This is a genomic window from Fibrobacter sp., from assembly GCA_017503015.1.
Lineage (GTDB): Bacteria > Fibrobacterota > Fibrobacteria > Fibrobacterales > Fibrobacteraceae > Fibrobacter.
Map to the genome: position 1 here is coordinate 79,498 of JAFVTX010000050.1, position 25,911 is coordinate 105,408.

Here is a 25,911-nt window from a genome sequence, read left to right on the forward strand (position 1 = left end):
CAATTACTATCTTTTGCACCATGAAAAAGATTGCATTCCAGGGTCGTCGCGGAGCCTATAGCGAAAGTGCCGCTTATCATTTGTTCGGAACAGACATCGAAGTGGTGCCTATGGACACCTTCGGTGAGATTTTCCAGAGCATCGAGACCGGCGCCGTGGACGGCGGTGCAATTCCTATCGAAAATTCTACGGCAGGTTCCATCTACGAAAATTACGACCTGCTTTACAAGTGGCGCCTGCCCATCGTGGCAGAGGTAAAGCTCCAAATTTCGCATACCCTGTGCGCCCTGCCCGGAGTGAAACTTGCTGACCTGAAGAAGGTGCTGAGCCACCCCCAGGGACTTGCCCAGTGCAGCCGATTCTTCGGTCGCAATCCCGGTATCGAAAGTGTGGCCTTCTACGACACCGCTGGTAGTGCCGAAGAGGTAGCCAAGCGCGGAGACAAGACTTTAGGTGCCATCGCCAGCGCCTATGCCGCCAAGTTCTACGGCCTGGACATTCTGGCCGAAGGAATCGAGAACCTGAAGGGCGTGAACTTCACCCGCTTTTACGCCATCCAGAAGGTGGCCGTCGATTTGCCCGAAGTCGGGTCCGGCGACACCCCCATCAAGACCACCCTACTCTTTATGCTGAACGATTCCGGAAAGTCCGGAGCGCTCCATGCGGCGCTTGGCTGTTTTGCCAAGCGGGACTTGAACCTGACCCGCATCGAAAGCAGGCCCCATCCGGACAGGCCCTGGGAATACATCTTCCACCTGTCCTTCGAAGGGAACCCCAAGGACCCGCTGGTGGTAGAAGCCCTGAAGGAACTGCAGTCCTACTGCGATTTCGTATATCGCCTAGGCAGTTTCAAAGAAGGCTCCACCGAAAAGCTGAGCTACTAGAGGTGTGAGTTCGCCCGCCATGGCGGGCTTTGAGCAATGAGGTGTGAGTTTTTTGGGGAAAGTCTTCCCCTCGCCTCGGCCCTAGCCTCGGCTACCCCTTCTAGCGGGGCCTCAATCACCGGCCCCGCAACGCCCCGCTTACAGCATTCTGGTCATTACCAGATCCTGTCGTATTTTCTCTTGTCTTTCTCTTCGTCCTTCTTCTCTTGAACGATGGCGTCGATGACGGCGGCCACCGTCAGGTTGAAGATGTCGTGGACCGAAGCGTCGGAGTCGGTAAAGTGCACCGGCTTGTTCAGGCCCATCTGCACAGGACCGATGGATTCGCCTACGCCCATTTCCAGGAGCATCTTGCAAGTCGTATTGGCCGAAGAAAGGCACGGGAAAATCAAGGTGTTCACCGTCTGACCCTTCAACTTGTTGAAGGGGTACTTGGAGTCCCGCAGTTCCTTGTCCAGGGCCACGTTCACCTGCATTTCACCGTCGAGCATATAGTCCGGGAACTGTTCGTGAATCATCTTCACCGCATCGCGGGCCTTGTTTGCCGTTCCGCGGGCGGCTTCCTTGTCAGATCCGAAGTTCGCGTAGCTGAGCATAGCCATCACGGGATCGTGGGCAAAGAACTTCACCGCGTCGTGGGTGAGCTTTGCGATATCCACCAGGGTTTCGGTATCGGGGTCGCGGTTCACCAGGGTGTCCGCCAGGAAGAAGGTCCCCTTGCGGGTGCTCAAGATGTGCATGGCGCCGAAGTGCTTGTAGTCTTCGCGGATGCCGATAATTTCCTTGGCCAGTTCGATAGTTTCGCTGTACTTGGAATAACCACCGGTAATAAAGGCATCGGCGTCGCCCACCTTCACCATCATCATGCCAAAGTGGTTGGGCTCGAACATGTCGTCGCGGGCTTCTTCGAAGGTCACGCCGTTGCGACCGTTCTCGTCGGCATAGATTTCGGCATACTTGCGACGGCATTCGAATTCCTCGGGAGAGCGGGGGTTCACAATCTTGATGCCCGTGAGGTCGAGCTGTTCCTTATTCGCCATCATTTGGATGCGTTCGGCGTTACCCAGCAGAATCGGGTGAGCGACACCTTCGAGCTTCGCCTGCACGGCGGCCTTGAGCATGTTGAGGTTGTCGCCTTCGGCGAACACCACGCGCTTCGGGTTACTGCGGGCCGTATCGCTGAACTGACGGATGAGCTTGTTGTCGTAGCCCATCATGTCGCGGAGCCTGTCGTAGTAGGCGTCCCAGTCGGTTATAGGCTTGCGGGCCACACCGCTTTCGATGGCGGCCTTGGCCACGGCAATAGAAACTTCGGTGAGCAGGCGGGGGTCAAGGGGCTTCGGAATCAGGTATTCCTTGCCGAAGGTAAAGCGCTGGGCGTTGTAGGCGATGTTCACCACGTCGGGCACGGGCTCGTGGGCAAGCTTTGCAATGGCACGCACCGCTGCATGCTTCATGTGTTCGTTGATGCAAGTGGCACGCACGTCCAGGGCCCCGCGGAAAATGTAGGGGAAACCGATAACGTTGTTCACCTGGTTCGGGTAGTCGCTACGGCCCGTGGCAAAAATCAGGTCGCCACGGCTGGCCATAGCCTCTTCGTAGCTGATTTCGGGAGTGGGGTTCGCCAGCGCAAAGACGATGGGCTGGTCGGCCATACTGCGGACCATCTCCCGGGTCAAAATGTTCCCCTTCGAAAGCCCCACGAACACGTCGGCGCCCTTCATGGCGTCGGCGAGAGTCTCGATGTCGGTGCGGTCGGTGGCAAAGAAGGCCTTCGCCTCGGTGAGGCCCTTGCGGTCCTTGCGGATGACGCCCTTGCTGTCGCACATCACCAGGTTCTCTTTCTTGAGACCCAGGGAAAGATACAGGCGAGTGCAGGCGCAGGCGGCAGCGCCGGCACCGTTCACCACCATCTTCACGTCGCGGATGCTCTTGCCCGCCACCTCGATAGCGTTCAGCAGGCCCGCCGAAGAAATGATGGCCGTGCCGTGCTGGTCGTCGTGCATCACGGGAATGTCCAGCTCCGCCTTGAGGGTGTCCTCGATCTCGAAGCATTCCGGAGCCTTGATATCTTCCAGGTTGATGCCGCCAAACGTTGGGGCGATTCCCTTCACGATCTCGATGAACTTCTTCGGGTCCTTCTCGTTGATTTCGATGTCAAAGACGTCGATGCCCGCGTAAATCTTGAAGAGAAGGGCCTTGCCTTCCATCACGGGCTTGCCTGCCAGGGCTCCGATATCGCCGAGGCCGAGAACCGCTGTGCCGTTAGAAATCACGGCGACGAGGTTGCCCTTGCCCGTGTATTCGTAAGCGAGGTTGTTGTCCTTCTCGATTTCGAGGCAGGGCACAGCCACGCCCGGAGTGTAAGCGAGGCCCAGATCCGTCTGGGTACTGTGGGGCTTGGTGGGCACAATTTCGATCTTGCCGGGTTTGCCCATGGAATGGTATTCCAGCGCCTGTTCCTTCAAATCTTTGCTCATCTTGACTCCTTTCCGCCGGATAAGCCTCGCGGAACTTCAATTTTCGGCGCCAAAGATAGAAAAATTGTCCTTAATTGTAAAGATTTAGGCACAATAGGGGCGTGCCTAAAATTCCATACAGGCCACCTACACTTTCAGCGTTTTCAGGTACGCCTTTTGCTCGGGGGTAATCCTGTAGCTTTCGATGGCCTTCTGGATAGCCTTGTTGTGGGTCCAGGGTTCCAATTTATGCTCCTGGATATAAGGTATCGTAGCATCATATTGCTTGGCCAGGGCAGTGGCAAAATACCAAGCTACCATCATCTTCACGTAGTAATCTTCGCGGCGGACTGCCGCAACCCACCGCAAGAACATAGGCTCAAAGTCCTCATCCAAAAACCAGGTCATCAGCATCTCGATTCCAAAACGCACAACATAAGTGTCGTCTTCTACCTGTTCGCCAGAAGCCAGCCGCCCGCGAATCCAGAGCTTTATGAATTCCAGCAGCTTCTTGCGGTTTTCCAAGCTTTTCCCTAACACTTTTGGCCGTAGCTGGTCACAGGTAGCCCAGTTGTCTACATAGGGCAAAAAGTTTTCTACCTGCGCAATGCATTTGTCAAAGTCATTGATGCCCGACAGGATAAAGGAATGGACCTGGTTCTCGTCGTAATACCTGTGCGGGAGCCTATTCAGAAATTTGTCAATGTTCGGGTCTGCCGAAAAATTCTTGGCAATGAGTTTCAAGTCCGGAGTCCGCACGCCGATAACGGTGTCCGCAGGAATCGTAGGAATGAGCCTGCTGTGAAAGGCCTTGAACTTCAGGTCCCGTGCGTTGAACAGGGCGTCTTGAATCCGGCTTTCTACCGAAAACCCCTTGGCAGGCGTTCGCTTCATAAGGGCCTACTTGGACTTTTTCTTTTTCAGGGTCCCGAGAGTGCCCTTGCTGTATTGACCTATGCAGGTGACGGCCTCGCGGGTGCAGGGCGACTTGGGGTCGTAAAAGACCTTGCGGTCATTCTTGAAAACTTCTTCGACAAGTTCTTTGCCGGGAGCGTTTGTGCCCTTCTGGTACTGGATGTCATAAAAAACGTCGGTGTCACGGGTGACCACCTTGATTTTCACGTCTACGACATAGGCTCCGTGCCGTCCCTTGAACTGGAATCCGTAAGGGATTTCGGTCAGCTTGAAATGTTCCAGCTCAGGACCCACATATTCCAGATCGTCCCAATCTTCGCATTCCCCGTTGTCGCGGGCCTTGAACCAGCCTTCAGGATCCCCTTCGTTGGCATCGTCCATGGCCACGTTCAAGGCGCTCAAGTAGCCGTCCCTGACTAGGGCCAATTCCTCTTTGGCTTCGTGGTAGGTATCCATGTCGCCATCGTAGGCAAAAGGCATAACGACGGCAAAGGCAATCAAAAAGGCAAACAAGCGCATTTATTCTCTCCTAAACATTAACAGTTCTAAACGCAAATTGTATAATTCAAAATTACAAATTTCACATTACACATCACACATTCCACATTAATTTACGCTTCCCCGATTCGGGTCATCTTCAAGAGAGGCACGCCCGCTTCGCGGCTTTCGGCGAGGTTTATCTCGAAGTCGATACTCCAGTCGTTGAATTCCTCTTCGTCCTGGAGCATCTGCTGGATATGCATCACGTCGCCTTCGTAGGTCACTATGGTGTGGGCGAGAGCGCGGCCTTCTACGTCCAGGCGGAACTTATGGTGTTCTGCCGTGTAGGCGGCCATGATTTCGGTAAGTGTATTCTCTGTCCAGGGCTTGCCTTCGCCGTCCACGAGCATCTGGCCCTCTTCCAGGTCGTCGGCAAGGCTGTCGAGAACTGCTGCAAAGTCCTGCTTGGAGAGGTTTCCCATAATCTGGAAGATGCGCTGGCGCACCATACCCAAGAAACGTTTCTTGTCGTAGGTGATGTCGGCGGCGGCCTTGTCGGCACCGAAGGCTTTTTCCGCTTCGTCTTCGGCGGCTCCCTCTTCCAGGCGTTTCTGGTAGTCTTCGGGGTGTGCCATTTTTTCCCACTCTTCCAAAAGGCTCGAGTCGGTGCGGCGGATCATGTCGCCCAGGTAGTCTTCCATTTCCCGGAGTTCGTCGTTCTTGTAGCCGTCGGGAACCGTCTGGCTCAAAACCTTATAGACGTAGTTCAGGTGGCGCAGCAGAATGGCTTCCATACGTTGCAGGCCATACTGCTTCACGTAGCCGCTAAAGGTGCTGAAGCTTTCGAACATCTCGCGGACAATGCTCTTGGGCTCCACGTTCACGTCCACCCACGGGTGGACTTCGGCAAAGGCGTTGTAGGTGTCGTAGATAAAGTCCCGCAGGGGCTTGGGGTATTCCACCTTCTCGATTTCTTCCATGCGCTGGTTGAATTCCATGCCCTGGGCCTTGAGTTCGTCAAGCCGTGCGTTCCGGGCCTTGTTCTGCTGGATGCGGAGTATGGCGTCGGGATTTTCTACGATGGATTCGCAAAGGGTGATTACATCCAGTGCGTATTCGGGACTTTCCCTGTCCAGTTTCGGCAAGGTATCCACCAGGTAAAGGGATAGGGGCTGGTTCATGGCAAAGTCGTCTTGCAAATCCAAATTGACCCGCAAGTGGCTGTAGCCCTCGGCCACGGGCTTTATAAACTCTACGATTTTCTTTTCCACAAGGCTTCGGAACAGTTGGAAAGACCTGTGCTGCAGCTGCTTCTTGCTTGCGGCACTCTCGTGGCAGTCCTTGATCAGGTTTCGCATGGCCTTGCAGCCGTCGGTTTCCCGGCTCAAGATGTTCAGGAGCATGCCGTGATCCACATGGAAACTGGAGGTCAGCGGTTCGGGCTGGGCATCGATCAGGCGCTTGTAGGTGCTTTCGTCGAAGGGAACGTAGCCGTGCTCGGGCGGTTTTCTCTTCTGGAACTTCTTGCCGGTCTGGCGGCTCTTGGCTTCCAGTTTCAGGTTCTCGATGACATGTTCCGGTGCCTGAGCCACCACGTATCCGATGTTGTCAAAACCCTTTCGACCGGCCCGGCCTGCAATCTGGTGAAAGTCCCGAGCAGTGAGAATCGCCGTCTTGTCGCCGCTGTATTTGCAAAGCTGAGTAAAAAGAACGGTGCGAATGGGAACGTTCACGCCTACGCCAAGAGTATCGGTGCCGCAGATGACTTTCAGTAAACCCTGCTGGGCCAGCTTTTCGCAAAGAATGCGATACTTGGGCAAGAGCCCCGCATGATGCAGGCCAATTCCCTGCTTGAGCCAGCGTTTGACATCGGGGCCGTAGGGGCTAGAAAACCGCACTTCCTTGATGGCTTCGTTTATCTTGACTTTCTCTTCTTTGGTGCAGAGGTCAAGACTCATGAAATTCTGGGCGTTGCTTGCGGCAGCGGCCTGGGTGAAATGCACCACGTAGACGGGAGCCTTGCCCTCGTTCACCAGCTTTTGCACTTCGGTGGAAAGTTCCGTGGTGCTGTAGCTGAAGTCAAGCGGGACAGGTCTTTGCGAGGAACGAACCGTCACGGACTCCCTGCCGGTGTGTTTCGTCATTTCCCGCTCAAAAAATTCCGTCGCACCGACGGTGGCGCTCATCAGGAGAAACCTGCTCTGGGGTAGCGTCAGGAGCGGAATCTGCCAGGCCACCCCGCGTTCCCTGTCGGAATAGTAATGGAATTCGTCCATCACCACATCGGTGATGGTGAGCTTTTCGCCCTCGCTGAGGGCCATGTTGCTTAAAATTTCTGCCGTGCAGCAGAGTATAGGAGCGTCGTGATTGACGGTGGCATCTCCTGTAGAGAGCCCCACGTTCTCGGGTCCGAATTCCTTGCAGAGGGCCATCCATTTTTCGTTGACCAGGGCCTTGATGGGGCAGGTATAGACGCTTTTGCGCCCGTGAACGATGCTGTCAAAATGGAGCGCCAGGGCCACCATGGATTTTCCGGAACCCGTGGGCGTATTCAGGATAACGTTCTTGCCGTCTAAAAGTTCGAGGATGGCCTCTTCTTGGGCGGGGTACAGCGTGGTTCCGCGGGACTCCGACCATTCCATAAAAGCTTCCAAAATGTCTTCGGAAACAATCTTTGAACGGTCCCCGCCGCCTTTCTCGGCGAGTTTTGCAATGAAATCCTTGAGTGTAACCCTATTCTGCTCGGTCATGGAGCCAAAAGATAACTATTTTAGTCCTTATGAAAGGAATCGTACTTGCCGGAGGCTCCGGCACAAGACTCTACCCGCTGACCATGGTCACGAGTAAGCAGCTGTTGCCTGTTTACGACAAGCCCATGATTTATTACCCGCTTTCCACCTTGATGCTTGCGGGTATTCGGGAAATTCTCATCATTTCTACTCCCACGGACTTGCCGAATTTTGAGCGGCTGCTTGGCGATGGATCGGCAATGGGACTCAAGCTTTCTTACAAGGTGCAGCCCAGCCCCGATGGTCTCGCTCAAGCGTTCATTCTCGGAGAAGAATTCATCGGCAATGATTGCTGTGCCATGGTGCTGGGCGACAACATTTTTTATGGGAACGGATTTAGCCCTCTTTTGAGAGCGGCGGTGAAAAACGCCGAACAAAATGGCCGTGCCAGCGTGTTCGGCTACTATGTGGAAGACCCGGAACGTTTTGGCGTGGTGGAATTCGACGACGCAGGCAAGGTAATTTCTGTCGAAGAAAAACCCAAAGAACCCAAGAGCAACTATGCCATCACGGGTCTCTACTTCTACGATAACCGTGTTTCGGGATTTGCAAAGGCCCAAAAGCCCAGTGCCCGTGGGGAACTGGAAATTACGGACCTGAACAAGACCTACCTGGACAAGGGCGAACTGGACGTGAAGCTGCTGGGCCGCGGGTTTGCCTGGCTGGACACCGGGACCATGGACAGCCTTATCGAAGCGGGCGAGTTCGTGAAGATGGTGGAAAACCGCCAAGGCATCCAGATTAGCGCCGTCGAAGAAATCGCCTACAGGAACGGTTGGATTACCAAGGAAAAGCTCCTGGAATCAGCCGCCAAGTATGGCAAGTCGCCTTACGGACAACATCTGCGCAAAGTTGCAGAAGGAAAGATTAAATACTAGCTATGAAACGATCCATTGTCATTACCGGCGGTGCGGGCTTTATCGGGAGCCATGTAGTTCGCCTGTTCGTGAACAAATACCCGGAATACAAGATTATCAATCTTGACAAGCTTACCTATGCGGGCAACCTCGCAAATCTGAAAGACATCGAGAACAAGCCGAACTACAAGTTTGTGAAGATGGACATCTGCGACTTTGACGCTTTCTACAAGCTCATGCTGGATGAAAAAGTCGACGGCATCATCCATCTTGCTGCCGAAAGCCATGTAGACCGCTCCATCAAGGACCCGTTCACCTTCGCGAAGACCAACGTGATGGGCACTTTGAGCCTGTTGCAGGCCGCGAAGCTCTACTGGGAAGCCCTGCCGGAAAAGTACGAAGGCAAACGCTTCTACCACATTTCGACGGATGAAGTTTACGGCGCCCTCAAGATGAATCACCCGGAAGGCATCACGCCGCCGTTCACCACGACGGCAAGCTCCAGCGAACATCACCTGGCCTACGGTGACGACTTCTTCTACGAGACGACCAAGTACACGCCGCACAGCCCGTATTCTGCATCCAAGGCGGGCTCCGACCACTTCGTGCGTGCATTCCACGACACTTACGGCATGCCGACGATTGTCACGAACTGCAGCAACAACTACGGGCCCTACCAGTTCCCCGAAAAGCTGATTCCGCTCTTCATCAACAACATCCGCCACAAGAAGCCGCTGCCGGTTTACGGCAAGGGCGAGAACGTTCGCGACTGGCTCTTCGTGGAAGACCACGCCCGCGCTATCGACGTGATTTTCCATAACGGGAAGATTGCCGAAACCTACAACATCGGCGGGTTCAACGAATGGAAGAACATTGACATCATCAAGGTCGTCATCAAGACCGTTGACAGGCTCCTTGGCCGCGCGGAAGGCGAGGATATGAACCTCATCACCTATGTGACGGACCGCCTGGGCCACGACGCCCGCTATGCCATCGATTCCACCAAGCTCCAGAAGGAACTGGGCTGGGAACCCTCCCTCCAGTTCGAGGAAGGCATCGAGAAGACCGTGCGCTGGTACCTCGACAACCAGGAATGGCTGGACAACATCACCAGTGGCGACTACGAGAAGTATTACGAAAAAATGTACGGAGAAAAAGTTACTAGTTACTAGTTCTTAGTTACTAGCACCTTTAGTTGAATTTTCTAGTAACTAGTAACTCTTAACTAGGAACTCAAAAATGTCCAAATTCAATTTCATCAAAACCTCTATCGAGGGCGTAACCATCATCGAGCCGACGGTCTTTGGCGACCAACGCGGCTACTTCATGGAAACCTACAACAAGGGCGAGTTCGATGCCGCAGGCCTCGACATGGTCTTTGTGCAGGACAATGAATCCCGCAGCAAGAAAGGTGTGCTCCGCGGGCTCCACTTCCAGAAGAAGAACCCGCAAGGCAAGCTCGTCCGCGTCATCGAAGGTGAAGTATTCGACGTGGCGGTAGACTTGCGCAAGGGAAGTCCCACCTTCGGCAAGTGGGAAGGCGTTACCCTTTCTGCCGAAAACAAGAAGCAGTTCTACATTCCCGAAGGCTTTGCACACGGTTTTGTGGTGCTCAGCGAGACTGCGACTTTCGTGTACAAGTGCACCCGCCTCTACGACCCGAAGGACGAAGGCGGCCTCATGTGGAACGATCCCGAAATCGGCATCAAGTGGCCGGTGGGCAACGGTTTCGAACCGCTTCTTAGCGAAAAGGACACCAAGAACCCAGCCTTGAAGGACTTGGGCTTTGCTTTTGAGTTTTAATCCGAAATCCGAGTCAACTCTTTTTTTCTATCATTATATGCGATGAAGAACATTCTAGTCGTTTGTACAGGCAACATCTGTCGCAGCCCTACGGGAGAGTACCTCCTGAAAAAGGAGCTGGGCGAAGGTTTTAACGTGATGAGTGCCGGGCTCGGTGCCCTGGTGGACCATCCGGCTCACGAACTCAGCCAAAAGATTGCCCTTGAGCATGGTGTGGATATGAGTGCCCACCACGCAAGGCAAATCAACATGGATATCCTCAAGTGGGCGGACCTGGTTTTGGTCATGGAAAACGGCCACAAGCAGGAGATTATCCGTAAGTACCCCTGGGCCGAGGGCAAGGTCTTCCGCTATGGCGAAAGCGTTCAAGTGGATATTCCGGACCCCTACCGTAGGCCCGAAAGTGCCTTTGTGCTGGCTTGGAATTTTATTTCAAAGTTGACCCCCTACTGGGTCAAGAAAATCAAGGAAAGTGAAGGGCAGGCGTAAGCCTGGAAAGAATATGAAGAAAATGAAGTGTTTGTTGTTGGCTTCTGCAGCTCTTATGCTGAACGGTTGCTTCTTTGCACCGCAGATGAGAATGTCTGAACCCAGTGATTCTTCGGAATACAACGGTATTTCCGTGTATTTTCACTCCATCGACGAAGGGGATTTCGGTACCGACGTCAAGGCAGCCCCGAATGGGGACACCACAGCAAACTATGGCGATTTGGCCGACCTAATCGTGGACTCCTTGCCCAAGTTGGAATACCGCATCGGTCCTCTGGACATGGTCCAGGTAGTGGTGTGGGAACACCCGGAACTGACCTCTCCTATGGGCCAGTATCAGCCCGCTGGTCAAAAGGTGACCACCGATGGTAAACTGTTCTACCCCTATGCTGGTGAACTCCAGGCGGCAGGCCTTACGGCGCAGGAGCTCCGTCAGGAAATCACTAAACGCCTGTCCGACAAGATTCTGAACGACCCTCAGGTGGATGTTCGCGTTTCAGAATACAATAGCCTTAAGGCAGTTGTATCTGGTGAAGTGAAAAATCCGGGATACGCCTTTTTCTCTGAAGCACCCATGACTATCCCCATGGCCATAGCTGAGGTCGGAGGCTTCAACCAGTACGCCGACCCTGCCGGCATGCAGCTCCGTCGCGGCGACAAAGTCTACAAAATCAATTATTTGGAAGCGTTTAAGAAACAGCTCCCCTTAGACAAGATGCTGCTGAAACCGGATGACCAGTTGTATGTTCCTGCCCTGAGCCAGACCCAGCGCGAAAACCGCGCCTACGTCATGGGCGAAGTCCAGAAGGTGGGCCTTGTTGATTTGGTGAACGGCAAGGTGAACCTTGTAGAAGCGTTGTCTGCAGCAGGCGGTCTCCAGGCATTGAATGCGTCTTCTCGCTCCATTTACGTCATCCGCAACACCTCTGACAAGCGCATTGATGTTTTCAACTTGAACGCCAAGAACGCCATGGCCTTGGCTATGGCGGAACGCTTTGATCTGGATGCCCATGATATCGTATATGTCGATGCTTCTGGCCTTGCCACATGGAACCGTTTCATCAGTTTGATTCTTCCGTCGGTTCAGACAGTCTACTATGGTCTGTTAGCTACGCATAACGCCTACGTTGTCAAGAACGACATTACCAAATAGGTTTGACTTGATATGATTAACTTGATTCTTTGCGGTGGAAGCGGAACTAGGCTTTGGCCTGTAAGCCGCTCGCTGATGCCCAAACAATTCGCTCCGCTTTTTGATGGGCAATCCCTGTTCCGTAAGACGGTCAAGACCAATTCTGCCGTCTGCAGTTCGCAGTTCATTGTTTCCAATGCCGACCAGTTCTTCTTAGCCAAGGACCAGTTGGAAGCCGAAGGCAAAAAGGGTTGCATGTTCCTGTTGGAGCCGGTAGGCCGCAATACGGCACCTGCTATTGCTCTAGCGTGTCTAACCCTCGACGCCAACGAAATCGTCCTGGTTTCTCCGTCGGATCACGTCATTCGTAAGAAGGACGAATACAAGAAGGTGCTACTCCGGGCCGAAGAACTGGCTCAGGCCGGCAACCTAGTGACTTTCGGCATTACGCCTACCAGCCCCGAGACCGGCTACGGCTATATCGAAGCCGATGGCGAAGACGTAAAGCGCTTTGTGGAAAAACCAGACCTGGCCACTGCCGAAAAATACCTGCTGGCCGGGAACTTCTATTGGAACAGCGGTATCTTCTGCTTCAAGGTCAAGACTTTCTTGGACGAACTGAAGAAGTATTCTCCCGACATTTTGAATGCGGCAAAGATCGCGCTGACCCGCGCCAAAAAAGAAGATGGCGAACCTATCCGCATCGCGTTGGAAGACATGAAGGCCATTCCCAGCAACTCCATCGACTATGCCGTGATGGAAAAGTCCTCCAAGGTGAAGGTGGTTCCCAGCGACATCGGTTGGAGCGATCTGGGCAGTTTCGACAGCCTTTATGGCGAATATCCTCACGACGAGAACGGCAACAACGTGAACCCCCGTCACATTGCCGTTGGAACAAAGGATTCCCTGGTGATGGGAAGCCAGCGGACCATCGCCACCATCGACCTGAACGACATGCTTATCGTGGATACTCCCGATGCCTTGCTGGTGGCGCCTCGTGCAAGCAGCCAAAAGGTGAAACAGGTTGTAGAAAAGCTGAAAGAAAAAGGCAGCGATTTGATAAGCGTCCCCCAGACGGTAAACCGTCCCTGGGGAACCTACTCCGTGCTGGAATCTTCTGAAAGCTACAAGATGAAGCGTATTGTGGTAAAGCCCGGCAAGCGCCTTTCTCTGCAAAAGCATTTACATCGTTCGGAACACTGGGTTGTGGTGAGCGGAACAGCCACCTGTACCGTAGGCGACAAGGTGTTCTTGGTGCGCCCGAACGAATCCACCTATATTCCGGCAGGAACGGTACACCGCCTGCAAAACGAGGGCAAGCTCCCGCTGGTCATCGTGGAAGTCCAGGTGGGCGAATACACCGGCGAAGACGATATCATCCGTATGGAAGACGACTTCCACCGTTGTAGCTAGATTTTCACACAAAAAGGAGAAAAAATGAAAAAATTCACTCTGCTTGCTGCTGTCGCCTTGTTTGCCTCTAGTGCTCTCGCTCAGGGCCTTGGCCTCGGCGCCCGTATTTCTTACCAGTCCGAAGCCATGATGGGCGACGACGCTGAGTTTTTTGCTGACGAAACCGTTTCTAGCGGTTTTGGTGGCGGTATCGACGTGTTGTACCATTTTAGCCCGATGGTTGGGCTACATTCGGGGGCACTTTTCCAGCTCAATGCTTATTCCTGGACCGTAAGTTCTGTTGATTATAGTTACCTGTTCTTGAACTTGCAGGTTCCTGTATTGGCGAGAATTAACTTTACTCCTGGATTCTTTGCTGAAGCGGGTTTAGACATGTCCATCAACATGATGGCCTCTGCTTATGACGAAATTTCAGATGAATGGAATGACATAGACAAGTGGAACACCTTCCAGCTGGGTCTCACTGCCGGTGCGGGTTACACTCTGTGGTTTGGTCTGGAATTCAGCGGACGCTTCAGCTACGGCTTGCTTGATCCCATTGATACAGACCCCACGCCCGATATCAAGCCTTTCCGCTTCCAGTTTGATGTTTCTTACTGGTTCAAGAAGTAGGGAAATTCCATCTCTTAAGCTTAGGCCACCTGTAAAACAGGTGGTTTTTTGTTTGATGTTTCCCATAAATTCGTAAAAAAAGTTAATTTAAGTGTAATTCTCTGGAGGCAAATATGAAAAACAGGCGCTTTGCTTTTCTTGTGTTGGGCTTTGTGGCTGCTGGATTGTCCTATGTCCATGCGGACATTACGGGCAAGGTGGTGGACGAGTCCAAAACCCCCATTCACAATGCCGTTGTTAGCATAAAAGGTGCTTCGGCGGTTTTGCCTGCAGAACGGACTCTGTCCGGCACGGATGGAAAGTTCCTGTTCTCTGGAAAATACGGCTCGGGAGAGCCTTCGAACGTACACCCAATTGCACAATCCTTGACAGGGAGGTCTGTCAAAGTTGAAATTTCAGATTTAAACGGTCGGATTCTGAAAAGGGGCACCGTAGAAAACGCCGTCAACTCAAGTCAAGAGGTAAAGGCGCTTATGTCTGGGTTGCCCCGCGGGATGTACCTGGTATTGGCCAATAACGATGGCAAGAGAAGCTTGCTTGGTAAAGTTAATGCAGAGACTGGTGATTCCCGATACACTCAAGTAAATATTTCCTCTTTGTCCAAGGCTTCTGCGGCAAGCCAGATTCTGGTTATCCGCAAGGCGGGTTTTTTGCCCGAGACATTGCAGGTGAGCGGTGACAAGGATTACGGCTCCATCACCTTGAAGAGGGATCCTATCGAGGAGCAGATTGACGCGATTATAGAATCCATGACAATGGATGAAATGATTGCCCAGATGACCCAGCCAGAAGTAGGCATGGGTTGTGGAACCTATGCCTGTGGTTCTGCTCTTGAAGGCGGTGGCGGTTATACATCTACATTCTATAAGTCGGCCTGGGCTGAAAATATTCCAGTGCTGTATGGCAAGGACAATGTTCATGGCATGGGCGATGTCTCTGGCGCGACGATTTTCCCCCATAACATCGGCCTTGGCGCCACCCGCGATTCCGCGTTGGTCCGTAAGATAGGCAAGGCGGTGGCTATAGAAATGTGGGCGGCCCACATTGACTATAACTTTGCGCCGGCGGTGACGGTTCCCAGGAATGAAAAGTGGGGTAGAACTTACGAAGGTTTTGGCGAAAATCCGGAGTTGGTGGCAAGTATGGGAGCTGCCTATATCCGTGGCTTGCAGGGTGACCATTTTGATGCGGAGTGGCGTATTCCGGCAACGGCCAAGCACTTTATTGGTGACGGTGCTACAAATGGTGGTGTAGACCGCGGTAATGCCACTTTGACGGACGAAGAAGTTAGAACTATCCTATTGCCTCCCTATATTGCGGCCGTTGAACAGGGTGTCCAAACGGTTATGGCCAGTTTTAACCAGATTAATGGGGTGCACCAGCACGTGGATTCCCTACGGCTTACGGGAATCCTCAAGGTGGAACTTGGTTTTGACGGGTTTGTGATTGCGGACTGGGAAGGTATTGAAAATTCAAGAACGCCGGGTGCCACGGACGCCACTAGTTATTCTGGCGGATCGTTAGGCTCTTCAAAAGATGCCGTCAAAAAGGCGATTAATGCGGGCATCGATATGGCTATGGTTCCGAATTCTTCGGACGGATTTATAAGTAATATGAAATCCCTAGTTTCGTCCGGTGATATTTCTTTGGATAGGGTCAAGGATGCGGTGCGCCGCATATTGCGTGTGAAGATTCGAGGTGGACGTATCGCTAACCCTAATGGCCCATCAGCTTATGTGGGCAAATCGGAAAACATCGGTAGTGCAGAACATAGGGCCATTGCCCGCGAGGCGGTGCAGAAGAGTCTGGTGGTTTTGAAGAATGAAAAGGTTTTGCCCTTGTCTAAGACATCCAAGATTTACTTGACAGGCTCTGCTGCGACAAGTACAGGCATTCAGTGTGGTGGCTGGACACAGGGCTGGCAGGGATCCTCCTATTCTGTTTCTGGAGCAACTTCTATTCAGGGCGGCTTTGATCAGGTGGCAGATGGAGCGAGGGTTTCATCTGTCGCTGATGCAGAGACAATCGTGTATGCCATAGGTGAATCTCCCTATGCAGAATGGTACGGAGACTTTAGTACTCTTTATTACAGTGGTAATATCTCCTTGAGCGGTTATAACATAAGTTATCATGCTAACCAAATCAACACATGGAAGGAATCGGGCAAAAAGGTGGTTGTAGTGTTCATTACGGGCCGCCCGCTTCCGGTTACCGAAATTATCGAGGCGGCAGATGCCTTTGTGGTGGCCTGGCTGCCTGGTAGTGAGGGTGCTGGCGTGGCAGATGTGCTGTTTGGCGACGTAAAACCCTCGGGCAAGTTGCCCCACACATGGCCCAAGTCCTTGGACCAGATTCCCATTAACGAGGGTGATGGCAAAGAAGGCCTGTTCCCCTACGGATTTGGATTGACTTATTAATCCAGCCTGGCAAAAAGTATAAAAAAACGGGCCGCAAGGTCCGTTTCCTTTTTGCGCCATCGGCGCCATTACTTTCTCTAGCCCCTAGATTCTAAATCCTAGCCCCTAGAACTGACTCAGGAATCTCTGATCGTTGCTGGTCAGCAAGCCAATCTCCGGAATCGCGTGGCGGAGCATCGCGATACGGTCGAGGCCGAAGCCGAATGCAAAGCCCGTGTACTTCTCGGAATCGATGCCGCAGTTCTTGAACACGTTCGGGTCCACGGAACCGCAACCGCCGATTTCCATCCAGCCGGTTCCCTTGCAGCGACGGCAGCCCTTGCCACCGCAGAACACGCAGCTCACGTCCATTTCGGCAGACGGCTCCGTGAACGGGAAGAAGCTCGGGCGGAAACGCGTCTTGACGCCTTCGCCGAACAGCTTGTTCATGAACACCTGCAGCACGCCCTTAAGGTCTGCAAAGCTGATGTTCTCGTCCACCACCAGGCCTTCGCACTGCTGGAACATCGGGGCGTGGGTTGCATCGTTGTCCACACGGAACACGTGACCCGGAGCAATCATGCGGAACGGCGGCTTGTGCGTTTCCATGTAGTGGATCTGCGTGCCGGAGGTATGCGTACGGAGCATCACCTTGTCGTCCACGTAGAACGTGTCCTGCATGTCGCGGCTCGGGTGGTCAGGAGGCGTATTGAGCGCCTCGAAGTTGTACCAGTCCGTCTCGATGTCGCGACCGAAGTCCACTTCGAAACCCATCTGGCTAAAGAAGTCGATAATCTCTTCGCGCACGTCGTAGAGCGGGTGCGTCGAGCCCGCCGGGATGCCTGCACCCGGGAGCGTGGTATCTACAAAGCCGCTTTCCAGTTTCTTCTGGAGGGCAGCCTGGTTCGCGGTCTCGATAGCCTTGTCGATTGCCTCGGAGACGGCGACCTTAAGTTCGTTCACGAGCTTGCCGTAAGCCGGACGTTCCTCGGCGCTCAAGCTCCCCATCTGCTTCATGAGGTCGGTGACGGCACCCTTCTTGCCCAGGTACTTCACGCGGAGGTTGTTGACGGCTTCTTGGTTCGTAAGGTCGGTCTGCGCAAGTTCTGCGTCAAACGCCTGCTTCACATTGTTAATAGCTTCACTCATAGTGCGAGTAAAGATAGAAATAGACGAGAGACGAGAGACGAGAGGCGAGAGAAATTTTTATGGTTTTTGCGCGTAGCGCCATTTTTCTCTTTTATCTTTCGTCTGTAGGACCGAAGGTCCGTTCTTTCGTCTAAAAAAAGGGGGAGGTCTCCCCCTCGCTTCTGCCCCATGTCATCCCCGCGAAGGCGGGGATCTCCTTGTGGCATCCGCTACCCCCTCTACGGGCGCTCAGGCGCCGCGCCCGTAACGCCTGGCTTTGACTTCCCAGTGAAATTCGTGCTCGTTATCTTGAACACGGTCACGGCGGCGGCCTGCGCGGGCGTGAATTCGAACTTGTGCGGGGCCGCGTGCATTTGCTGCGTGGACCCTGCGGCCTGCCGTTCCATCAGGAGCGAGAGCCCGCGGCATTTCTCGGCGCTATCCTCGACGATTTCGGCCTTGCCCTGCCCGACGACGCTTGCATAGAAGCGCCCGCTCTTGCAATAAACATCTTCGTGAATCTCGATGCGGTTCTCGACACACATGCTGAACGCCACATTCGGATTCTTGCGGATACAGTCAAGCTTCTTGCCGACATGCGCGCAGTGGAAATACAATTCCAGGACGCCGCCCTCCAGGCTATATCCGAACGACAGCGGAATCACGTAGGGCATACCCGCATTGGCATCGTCCTCCATCGCGACATGGCAAGTCGTGCATTGCTCTATAATCTTCGCGATATTTTCGTCGCCTAAAACTTCTCTATCCTTGCGCCGCATTATTCCCCTAGCAAAAGCAGAGATTATGTTCCCTTGAATATTGTATAATTAATATAACTTATTCAAACTACATTCTCTCTTTCTCTTTTATAAAAGTTTGAAAATCTGAAGTTTTTGACCGCGTAAAGTACGCTTTATCCCCGTTTGGGGTGCTTTTAACTACACTCTTTTCCTTAAGGATGCCTTTCTCGGCTACACGATGTTTCCATCGCCTAAATAATTTTCATTTCTTTTGCCCTGTTACTTTCTCAATGATGTTGCTGTTGGATTTAAAATGTAGTTGTCGTAGAATCATTTTCCTTTACAAAAAAAAGGCGTTTTTTGCCCTATCCGTTATAGGGAAGGGTAACAGATTTTTGATGAAGGAGCTTTTTTTCTAAATTGCCTTGTATGGAAAAAAGCACAGAATTCTTCAATAATTGGATGAATATGCTAATGCAGCATTCCTTGCTGCAAAGGCTGATTTTGGCCTTGTTGATTCTTGGACTCGCCAAGTTGCTTCTGTTTGTTTTCAAGCGTATTATCGCCCATGCAGAGATTCGGGGCATGGATCCTGCGGCACGCCCCCTGGTCTATTCATTGGTGTCTTATACGATTTACGTGGTGACCCTCTTGCTGGTGCTCCATATTGCAGGGGTCAATACGGCGGGTCTTGTGGCTATGGTGGGTGCGGCAAGCCTTGCTATCGGTCTTGCCTTGAAGGACACCCTTTCAAACATTGCGGCAGGGCTTTTGCTCATGTTCATTCGGCCCTTTAAGGCGGGCCATTACATCGAGTGCGGCTCCATCAAGGGGAAAATCAAGGGTATCGGACTATTCAATACGACTCTTGAAACGGTGGACGGTCTGTATGTCTCTGCTCCCAACAGCTCCCTCTGGGGGCAGCCCATCGTGAACTACAGCAAGAACGTGAGCCGCCGTCTGGAACTGAAGGTGGGTATAGGCTACGGAGACTCTACGGACAAGGCCCTCGGAATTATGCGGGAACTGGTGGAAAACGAACCTCTGTTCCTGAGAAATCCCGTCCCGCAGTTCTTTGTGTCAGCCCTGGCGGACAGTTCCGTGGAGGTGGCTTTCCGGGCCTGGGTCAAGAATGCGGACTATTTCAACCTGCTTTGGAAATACACGGACGAAATCAAACGCCGCTTCGACGAAGAGGGGATAACCATTCCTTTCCCGCAGAGGACTTGCCATATTCAGGGAATTAATGGCGGAAATGTGACCAGCGTCGAAAAGTAACGGAAATTTTTATATATTTGTCCCGCTATTGCCTGGATAGTTCAGCTGGATAGAACGGGTCCCTCCTAAGGATCAAACTCGCGTTCGAATCGCGATCCGGGTATAGAAAAGGCTCCGAGGAAACTCGGAGCCTTTTGCTTATAAACCGCTGAATCCCATGAAGATGTTGTCGCTGAGGAAGGGGAGGAACCCGAGAACCACCACCGCGCAAGACAGCAAGATGATGACGCCACGTTGCCTGCGGGTAAGGCGCAGGGGGTTCAGGTGTCCGTCGGGTTCATCGACCCAGGCGCTCTTGACCAGCTGCAGGTAGTAGAACAGGGCGAGTACGTTGTTCAGCACTGCAAAGGCGATAAGCATGTAGTGCCCCGTGGTCGCCCCGCTGAAGAACAGGTGGAACTTGCCGAAGAACCCGGCAAGAGGCGGAATGCCCGCCAGGCTGAACATGGAAATGGCAAGTGCAATGGCAAGGCTTGGGTTCTGCTTAGAAAGACCCCGCAGGGAGTCGAAAATCTCTTCTCGATGGTGACTGATGATGCCGAACACGAAAAAGGCCAGGTAGTTGGACACCGCATACACGAACAGGTAGTAGATGATGGCGGTTTTCGCCATGGCGGCAGTACCGAGGAGGGCCACCATGATGTAGCCCGCCTGGGCAATGGAGCTATAGGCCATGAACCGGCGGAGCCTGTACTGCTTTAGCGCACCCAGGTTACCTACAAAGAGGGTGACGCCTGCAAGCAGGGCGATGAGGGGGGCGATTTGCTCCTGAACAGGGGCGAGAGGCCCATAGACCAGCACCACCAGGAACGCGATGGCGGTAGCCTTGGAAGTCACGGAAAGCACCGCCGTCACCGGCGTGGGTGCGCCTTCGTAAACGTCGGGAGCCCAGGTGTAGAAGGGGAACAGGGTGAGCTTGAATCCGATACCGCAGAACAGGAACAGCACCGCAATCCACAAGAGCGGGGAAGTCCCGGCGGCCACGGCACTCTGGATGGCGTCGAAATGCAGGCTCCCGGCAAAACCGTAGAGGTAGCTGAAGCCGAACAGCTCGAAGGCGGTGGCCACGGACCCCATCAAGATGTACTTGGTGGCGGCCTCGGAACCTAGCTGGTCCCGCTTGTTCCAGGCGGTGAGGGCGTACATGGGGATGGTGGCGATTTCAAGACCCAAGAAGAAGGTGATGGTGTCGCAGGCGCTCACTACCGTCACGCCGCCGAAGGTGGCAAAGGCGATAGCCCCGATGAATTCCGCAATCTGGTGCATCTGGGGCTTGCCGGCGGCGGCATGCATAAAGTAGTCCTTGGAAAACCACATGCCTAGAATGGCGGAAACCACCAGTACTTCGCGCATGAACACGCCAAAGTCGTCTACACGCCAGTTGCAGATAAAGAAACGGCCCTCGCCTCCAGCTAGCGGGATAAAGTTCAGCAGCAGGAAGATGAGCAGGAACCCGATGTTGGCGATACGCCAGGGAACGTTGGATTTGGCATCGCAGAAAAGCCTGCTCCCGATGACAATGAAGGGGAACAGCAGCAATAGCAAGTCGGGGATGATAAAGTTAGGTATGGACATTTGAATTCTGAGTTAATAGTTATTAGTTACTAGTTACTAGAAACTACGTCTGTTTGTGAAAGCTTATTCATAAGTAAATAAAAAATCATCTGGGGTCCCTTGACTAATAACTTAGAACTAGTAACTAGTAACTTTTAGTTTTTCAAATATAGGCGCGATGCTCAGGTCAAGCATGTCGGCAAAAGGCCCGGGGAAAATACCGATTAACAGCAGGCAGAAAACCAGCACCACGATGACCAGCTTTTCCCGGAAGCAACCGTCGGTAAGCGTCTGGAACTTGGCGGGCATGGGGCCGTGGAGCATGCGGTTGGCCGTCTGCAGGATATACACCGCCGTGGTGGTGATGGAAAGGATGGCAAGGACGGTGACGATACGGGTGAGGGTAGAATCCTGCTGGAATGCCCCGATAAAGATGGTGCTTTCGGCAATGAACCCGCTGAAACCGGGCAGGCCAAGGCCCGCAAAGCCCGCAATCACAAAACCGACACCCAGGAAAGGCATCTTTTTCATGATGCCGCCCAATTCCGTGATGTCGCGGGTATGGGTGCGCTCATAAATCATGCCAATGGTGGCGAAGAAGAGCCCCGTCAAGAACCCGTGGGAAATCATCTGGAGGCTAGCGCCCCGGAGTCCCACCGGCGTGAAAGCCGCAAGACCCAAGAAGATAAGGCCCAGGTGGCTGATGGAACTGTAGGCGGTAATGTATTTGAGGTCCTTGTGGCGTATGGCGATAAAGGGGCCAAGCACCACGTTGAAGATGAGCAGGGCCACCACGTAGGGGAGCCAAATCTTGGCGGCCTCAGGCATCAAGAACATGGCAAAGCGAAGACATCCGTAGGCGCCCATCTTCATCATGACGCCTGCCGCCAGCATAGAAACGGCAGTAGGGGCTGCGGAGTGGCCGTCGGGGCTCCAGAAGTGGAAGGGGAACAGGGAAGAACTGACCGCAAAGCCCATGAACATCAGTGGGAATGCCCACATCTGGAAATCCATGGGGAGAGTCACCTTTGAAATTTCCATGAGGCTCCAGCTGCCCGTGCCGCTTTCGAAGTAGAGCCCGAACAGGGTGGCAAGAATCATGGAAGAACCGAAGGCGAGGGTCAAGGTCAGTTTTTTGCCGCCGTAATCCCTGCGGCCGCTTCCGTAGCAGGCGATCATCAGGTACATGCACAGGGCTTCCATTTCGTAGAACACGAAGAACAGCACCAAATCGAAACTCATGTACACGCCATAGACGCTTGTGGCCAAAAGCTGGATCAGGGCGAAGAACACCTTCTGGTTACCCTTGATCTTGTAGCTTACCAGCACGCCTGCCCATACGATAAAGGCGGTAAGGGCAAGGAGCAGCATGTTGAGGCCGTCGGCCCCTACAATATAGTGGGCGTTGAAGGCGCTGAGCCAGGGAATGTCGGTAAAGAACCGTAGCGCAAAGGGTGCAGAGGCTGGGTCGGCGGGGGCTGCACCCAGGGCGAAAACGCGGTAGGTAAGCACGCATACAATAAGGAGCACAAAACTGACGGAAACCGTATGGACCGTCCGGAGCGCACGTTCGCAGGTGGAGGGAATCGGGATGCAGGCGAGCACCGTCAAAAGGGGAATGACCCAAATCAGATTGAATAGTAACGTTTCCATAAGCACCTACAGAGGTAGCCCTCCGATGAAGCGCCAGAGCAGAAGTCCGACGATAAGGGTTCCGAGGTAAAAGGGAAGGTAGCCCGCCTGGGCGGTGCGTACCAGGTCGCCCAGCTTGTGGGTGAACCAGACCGTAAAGGCGAGGATTCCTTCGATAATGTAGTCCTGGATAAAGCGGGCCGTGGCGGCCACACCTCCGAAAATGAACTGCCGCACCACGGCGTAGTAGATTTCGTCGAAGTAGAACTTGTGGTAGATGACCTTGTAAATGCGACTGCGGTTGGTATCGTCTAGCGCTTGGGCAATGTTGGATTTGGGCCGCCCGTAGAAGAACCAGGCGATGGCAAGGGCCACCACCGCAACGGCCACGGCTACCACGGGAATCCAGCTTGCGTGAGAAAGTTTTACCAAGGTGGGAACGTGAAGCTTGCCCACTACGAAGAATTTTTCGAAGATGCCCTTGCCCAAGAGACCGCTCAAGAGTGCCGGTACGGCAAGGACCACGATGGGAAGCGTCATGGCAAAGTCTTCGTGGACATGTCCCGCCTTGACGCCCTCGTGACGGGGCGCCCCGTGGAAGGCCAAGAAGAACAGCCTGAACATGTAGAAGGTGGTAAGCCCGCTGGTCAGGAGGGCTAGGCCGAACACCACGTAATGGTGACTCTGGAACGCCGCCAGAATGATTTCGTCCTTGGAGAAGAATCCGGAGAAGGGCGGAATGCCGGAAATGGCGAGAACGGAAATAAGGCAGCACCAGTAGGTCCAGGGCATTTTCTTGCGGAGGCCGCCCATGGCGTCCAAATCGTTGGTATGGACCTGATGGATGAGAGAGCCCGCAATCAGGAACAGGCTGCACTTGAAGAAGGCGTGGGTAAAGATGTGGAAGGTGGAGGCTGTCCAGCCCGTTGCTACCACCACCTGGCCAATCTTGCAGACGCCCAGGGCAAACATCATGTAGCCCAGCTGCGAAAGAGTGGAGTAGGCTAGAATCCGCTTGATGTCTTTCTGGGTGCAGGCGATGACCGCCGCAAAGACCATAGTGAAGGCTCCTACCACCATAATCAGCTTCAAGGTGTTGTCGCAGATGGCGAAGAAGGGGAAAAGCCTTGCCACCAGATAGACACCCGCCACCACCATGGTGGCGCTGTGGATGATGGAACTGACCGGGGTCGGGCCTTCCATGGCGTTAGGCAACCAGATATGCATGGGGAACATGGCGGATTTTCCCCAGCCGCCGGTGAAAATCATCACGGAGCCCAGCACCAGGGCCTCTGCCTTGGTAACGGTGCAAATCCCGAGATTGATGGTCTCGCCCTTGAAGGCGTGGAGGCTCAAGTCGTTCAGGGTAGAAAAGTCGAAGCTCCCTACCACGTAGCTTACCAGCACAATACCGAACAAGAAGAAACTGTCGGCAAAGCGGGTGAGGATAAAGGCCTGCTTGGAGGCGCTTACCGCCGAGGGCTTGTGGTACCAGAATCCGATGAGCAGGTAGCTGGACACGCCCACCAGTTCCCAGAAGATGAACATCTGGAAAAGGTTGGTGGCGGCCACCAGGCCAAGCATGCTGAAGCTGAACAGGGAAAGCAGGCTGAAGAACCGCCCTGCGGAGGGATCTTCCCGCATGTAGCCCACGCTGTAGATGTTCACCATGAAACTGATGAAGGTCACTACCACAAGCATCATCAGCGAAAGCGGGTCGATGAGCATGCCGATGGTGGCGGCGAGGTTTCCTGCAAAGGTGAGGAAGTCGTGCTGGAAAAGGACGGTCTTGTTCGGGGCAAAGTCCGAGGTGAAGTAATGCAGGGCCAAGGTGGCAGCACACACGAAGGCAATGCCGTTACAGGCGATGGCGAGAGCCGCTGCCGCCTTGTGGCACTTGTTGCCCAGGAATAGTCCGTTCACCACGAAGGTGAGCAGGGGCAATGCCAGAATCAAATAACCGAGGGTCATATCGTTAATCATGCAAGTCCCTCAACTGGTCGGCGTCAAGGCTGTGGTGCCTGCGGTACATGGTGACGATAATGGCAAGGGCGATTGCCATTTCGCAAGCGGTAACGGCGATGACGAAAATACTGAACAGGGCGCCCGCGGTAGAGTCCTGGGCGGTAAAGTAGGCAAAAGAGATAAAGTTGATGTTGGCGGCGTTCAGCATGAGCTCGATGGAAATGAGCATGCCGATTAGGTGGCGGCGACGCATCAGGCCCCAAACGCCAATGCCAAAGAGCAAGAAGGCGAGAATTAGGCAATTCATCAGGTTCATTGCTTCACCTCCTTTTCCTTTTCCACCTCGTCCTTTGTCTTGCGGGCGATGGTGATGGCGCAGATAAGGGTCATCAGGAGCAAGACACTAACCACCTCGAAGGGGATGATAAAGCTATCCTGGGTGTAACCCAGAAGGCGCATGGCGAAATTCTGCAGGCTGGAATAGTCCGGAGCCGAAGCCACCGCACCGCTGGAAAGTTCCGGCATGGGCAGCAGGCACTTGACCATCACGAACACGAAGGCGATGGACAGGGCGAAGGCGGCAAAGACTCTCGGAATCTTGGTGGCAAAGGCGTCTTCGCCCAGGTGGCTGGTAAGCAAGATGGTAAACACCACGAAAATCACCACGCCGCCGATATAGACCATCACCTGGGCGAGAGCGATAAATTCCGCATGCAACAGCAGGTAGAGGATGGCGGTAGTCACGAAGGAGAAAATCAGGAACACGGCGCTCTGCAAGATGTTCTTGACCGCAACGGTAAAGACCGCCGTCACGAGCATGACGATGGCCACGGCGTAAAAGGCGATGTCCATTCCCCCGTGGGGGAACGACAGCGCTAGTTCTGGAAGTTGAAGGCCTGGAAACATTATCCCTGTCCCTCCTTCTTGTTGAGAATCATTTCAAGGGTATTGGGGTCGGTAGTGGCCACCTCGAAATCCTGGTTCATGCGGATAGCCCCGAAGGGGCAGGCCTCTACGCAGAGCCCGCACTGGGTGCAGCTGGCAAAGTGATACACGTAACGGCCCAGCACCTTTTTACCGGCGATGTTCTTGGTGGAAAGTACGTTGATGCTCCCGTTGGGGCAGGCGCGCTCGCACATGCCGCAAGAGGTGCAGTGGTTGTTGCCGTCGGCGTCTTCGATCATTTCCAGACGGCCGCGGTAGCGGGGGTGCATCTTGAGGGTTTTCCGGTTTTCGGGATACTGCTCGGTAACGATGCGTCTTGGGTCTATAAAATACTTGAAGGTCACGGACAGCCCGCACAACAGGCTCCAGGGGCCCGTGATGCAGCGCTTCAGGTAACGCTTGATATACGGAATGAATGAACTACTCTCTTGCATAAAACA

The 25,911-nt window shown here is 53.7% G+C and carries 22 protein-coding genes and 1 tRNA gene; 11 read left to right on the top strand and 12 right to left on the bottom strand.

The annotated features are described in order from the left end of the window. Positions 1–20: 20 nt before the first annotated feature. Complete coding sequence (pheA, locus tag IKB43_09405; protein MBR2470342.1) at positions 21–884, top strand: prephenate dehydratase; 864 nt, start codon at positions 21–23, stop codon at positions 882–884. A 155-nt stretch (positions 885–1,039) separates the two neighbouring features. On the opposite strand, the gene IKB43_09410 is transcribed toward pheA, so the two are convergent. The 4 genes from IKB43_09410 to IKB43_09425 all read right to left on the bottom strand — a co-directional run bounded on the left by IKB43_09410 (position 1,040) and on the right by IKB43_09425 (position 7,488). After that, the gene (locus tag IKB43_09410) at positions 1,040–3,364 is read right to left on the bottom strand and encodes an NADP-dependent malic enzyme (GenBank protein MBR2470343.1); all 2,325 of its coding nucleotides are present in this window, start codon (positions 3,362–3,364) and stop codon (positions 1,040–1,042) included. Positions 3,365–3,490: 126 nt separating this feature from the next. Then, positions 3,491–4,237, bottom strand: coding sequence for a DNA alkylation repair protein (locus IKB43_09415; protein MBR2470344.1), 747 nt, complete (start codon positions 4,235–4,237; stop codon positions 3,491–3,493). Between the two features lie 6 nt (positions 4,238–4,243). Beyond that, complete coding sequence (locus IKB43_09420; GenBank protein MBR2470345.1) at positions 4,244–4,777, bottom strand: hypothetical protein; 534 nt, start codon at positions 4,775–4,777, stop codon at positions 4,244–4,246. A 92-nt stretch (positions 4,778–4,869) separates the two neighbouring features. Next, the gene (locus IKB43_09425; protein MBR2470346.1) at positions 4,870–7,488 is read right to left on the bottom strand and encodes a DUF3516 domain-containing protein; all 2,619 of its coding nucleotides are present in this window, start codon (positions 7,486–7,488) and stop codon (positions 4,870–4,872) included. A 29-nt stretch (positions 7,489–7,517) separates the two neighbouring features. On the opposite strand from IKB43_09425, the gene rfbA reads away from it, so the two are divergent. From rfbA to IKB43_09465, 8 genes are all read left to right on the top strand, one after another. Continuing rightward, positions 7,518–8,405, top strand: a complete 888-nt coding sequence (rfbA, locus tag IKB43_09430) for a glucose-1-phosphate thymidylyltransferase RfbA (GenBank protein MBR2470347.1) — start codon at positions 7,518–7,520, stop codon at positions 8,403–8,405. A 2-nt stretch (positions 8,406–8,407) separates the two neighbouring features. Then, positions 8,408–9,556, top strand: coding sequence for a dTDP-glucose 4,6-dehydratase (locus IKB43_09435; protein ID MBR2470348.1), 1,149 nt, complete (start codon positions 8,408–8,410; stop codon positions 9,554–9,556). Between the two features lie 67 nt (positions 9,557–9,623). Next, positions 9,624–10,187, top strand: coding sequence for a dTDP-4-dehydrorhamnose 3,5-epimerase (gene rfbC / locus IKB43_09440; GenBank protein ID MBR2470349.1), 564 nt, complete (start codon positions 9,624–9,626; stop codon positions 10,185–10,187). Positions 10,188–10,229: 42 nt separating this feature from the next. After that, the gene (locus tag IKB43_09445; GenBank protein MBR2470350.1) at positions 10,230–10,676 is read left to right on the top strand and encodes a low molecular weight phosphotyrosine protein phosphatase; all 447 of its coding nucleotides are present in this window, start codon (positions 10,230–10,232) and stop codon (positions 10,674–10,676) included. A 13-nt stretch (positions 10,677–10,689) separates the two neighbouring features. Further along, complete coding sequence (locus IKB43_09450; GenBank protein ID MBR2470351.1) at positions 10,690–11,829, top strand: polysaccharide biosynthesis/export family protein; 1,140 nt, start codon at positions 10,690–10,692, stop codon at positions 11,827–11,829. Between the two features lie 12 nt (positions 11,830–11,841). Then, positions 11,842–13,221: a mannose-1-phosphate guanylyltransferase/mannose-6-phosphate isomerase gene (locus tag IKB43_09455; GenBank protein ID MBR2470352.1), complete on the top strand. Its 1,380-nt coding sequence runs from the start codon at positions 11,842–11,844 to the stop codon at positions 13,219–13,221. Positions 13,222–13,245: 24 nt separating this feature from the next. Continuing rightward, the gene (locus IKB43_09460) at positions 13,246–13,833 is read left to right on the top strand and encodes a porin family protein (protein ID MBR2470353.1); all 588 of its coding nucleotides are present in this window, start codon (positions 13,246–13,248) and stop codon (positions 13,831–13,833) included. A gap of 473 nt (positions 13,834–14,306) precedes the next feature. After that, complete coding sequence (locus IKB43_09465) at positions 14,307–16,250, top strand: glycoside hydrolase family 3 C-terminal domain-containing protein (protein MBR2470354.1); 1,944 nt, start codon at positions 14,307–14,309, stop codon at positions 16,248–16,250. A 105-nt stretch (positions 16,251–16,355) separates the two neighbouring features. Here the strand turns inward: IKB43_09465 and pheS are convergent, their stop codons facing one another. Both pheS and IKB43_09475 read right to left on the bottom strand, forming a co-directional pair. Beyond that, positions 16,356–17,378 (bottom strand): phenylalanine--tRNA ligase subunit alpha, encoded by a 1,023-nt coding sequence (gene pheS / locus IKB43_09470; GenBank protein ID MBR2470355.1) that lies wholly within the window; start codon positions 17,376–17,378, stop codon positions 16,356–16,358. Between the two features lie 218 nt (positions 17,379–17,596). Beyond that, positions 17,597–18,136, bottom strand: a complete 540-nt coding sequence (locus tag IKB43_09475; protein ID MBR2470356.1) for a pyridoxamine 5'-phosphate oxidase family protein — start codon at positions 18,134–18,136, stop codon at positions 17,597–17,599. A gap of 423 nt (positions 18,137–18,559) precedes the next feature. On the opposite strand from IKB43_09475, the gene IKB43_09480 reads away from it, so the two are divergent. Next, on the top strand, positions 18,560–19,375 hold the full coding sequence (locus IKB43_09480) for a mechanosensitive ion channel family protein (GenBank protein MBR2470357.1): 816 nt from the start codon (positions 18,560–18,562) through the stop codon (positions 19,373–19,375). A 30-nt stretch (positions 19,376–19,405) separates the two neighbouring features. After that, positions 19,406–19,478: transfer RNA gene (locus IKB43_09485), tRNA-Arg, on the top strand. A gap of 35 nt (positions 19,479–19,513) precedes the next feature. Here the strand turns inward: IKB43_09485 and IKB43_09490 are convergent. From IKB43_09490 to IKB43_09515, 6 genes are all read right to left on the bottom strand, one after another. Further along, entirely contained in the window at positions 19,514–20,950 is a 1,437-nt protein-coding gene (locus IKB43_09490) for an NADH-quinone oxidoreductase subunit N (protein MBR2470358.1), read from the bottom strand. Positions 20,951–21,067: 117 nt separating this feature from the next. Next, a complete protein-coding gene (locus IKB43_09495) occupies positions 21,068–22,582 on the bottom strand; it encodes an NADH-quinone oxidoreductase subunit M (GenBank protein ID MBR2470359.1) in 1,515 nt (504 codons plus the stop codon). Between the two features lie 6 nt (positions 22,583–22,588). Next, positions 22,589–24,544, bottom strand: a complete 1,956-nt coding sequence (nuoL, locus tag IKB43_09500) for an NADH-quinone oxidoreductase subunit L (protein MBR2470360.1) — start codon at positions 24,542–24,544, stop codon at positions 22,589–22,591. After that, positions 24,537–24,842, bottom strand: a complete 306-nt coding sequence (nuoK, locus tag IKB43_09505) for an NADH-quinone oxidoreductase subunit NuoK (GenBank protein MBR2470361.1) — start codon at positions 24,840–24,842, stop codon at positions 24,537–24,539. The genes nuoL and nuoK overlap by 8 nt, the downstream gene beginning before the upstream one ends. Next, entirely contained in the window at positions 24,839–25,432 is a 594-nt protein-coding gene (locus IKB43_09510; GenBank protein MBR2470362.1) for an NADH-quinone oxidoreductase subunit J, read from the bottom strand. The genes nuoK and IKB43_09510 overlap by 4 nt, the downstream gene beginning before the upstream one ends. Beyond that, complete coding sequence (locus IKB43_09515; protein ID MBR2470363.1) at positions 25,432–25,905, bottom strand: 4Fe-4S binding protein; 474 nt, start codon at positions 25,903–25,905, stop codon at positions 25,432–25,434. The genes IKB43_09510 and IKB43_09515 overlap by 1 nt, the downstream gene beginning before the upstream one ends. Positions 25,906–25,911 lie beyond the last annotated feature (6 nt).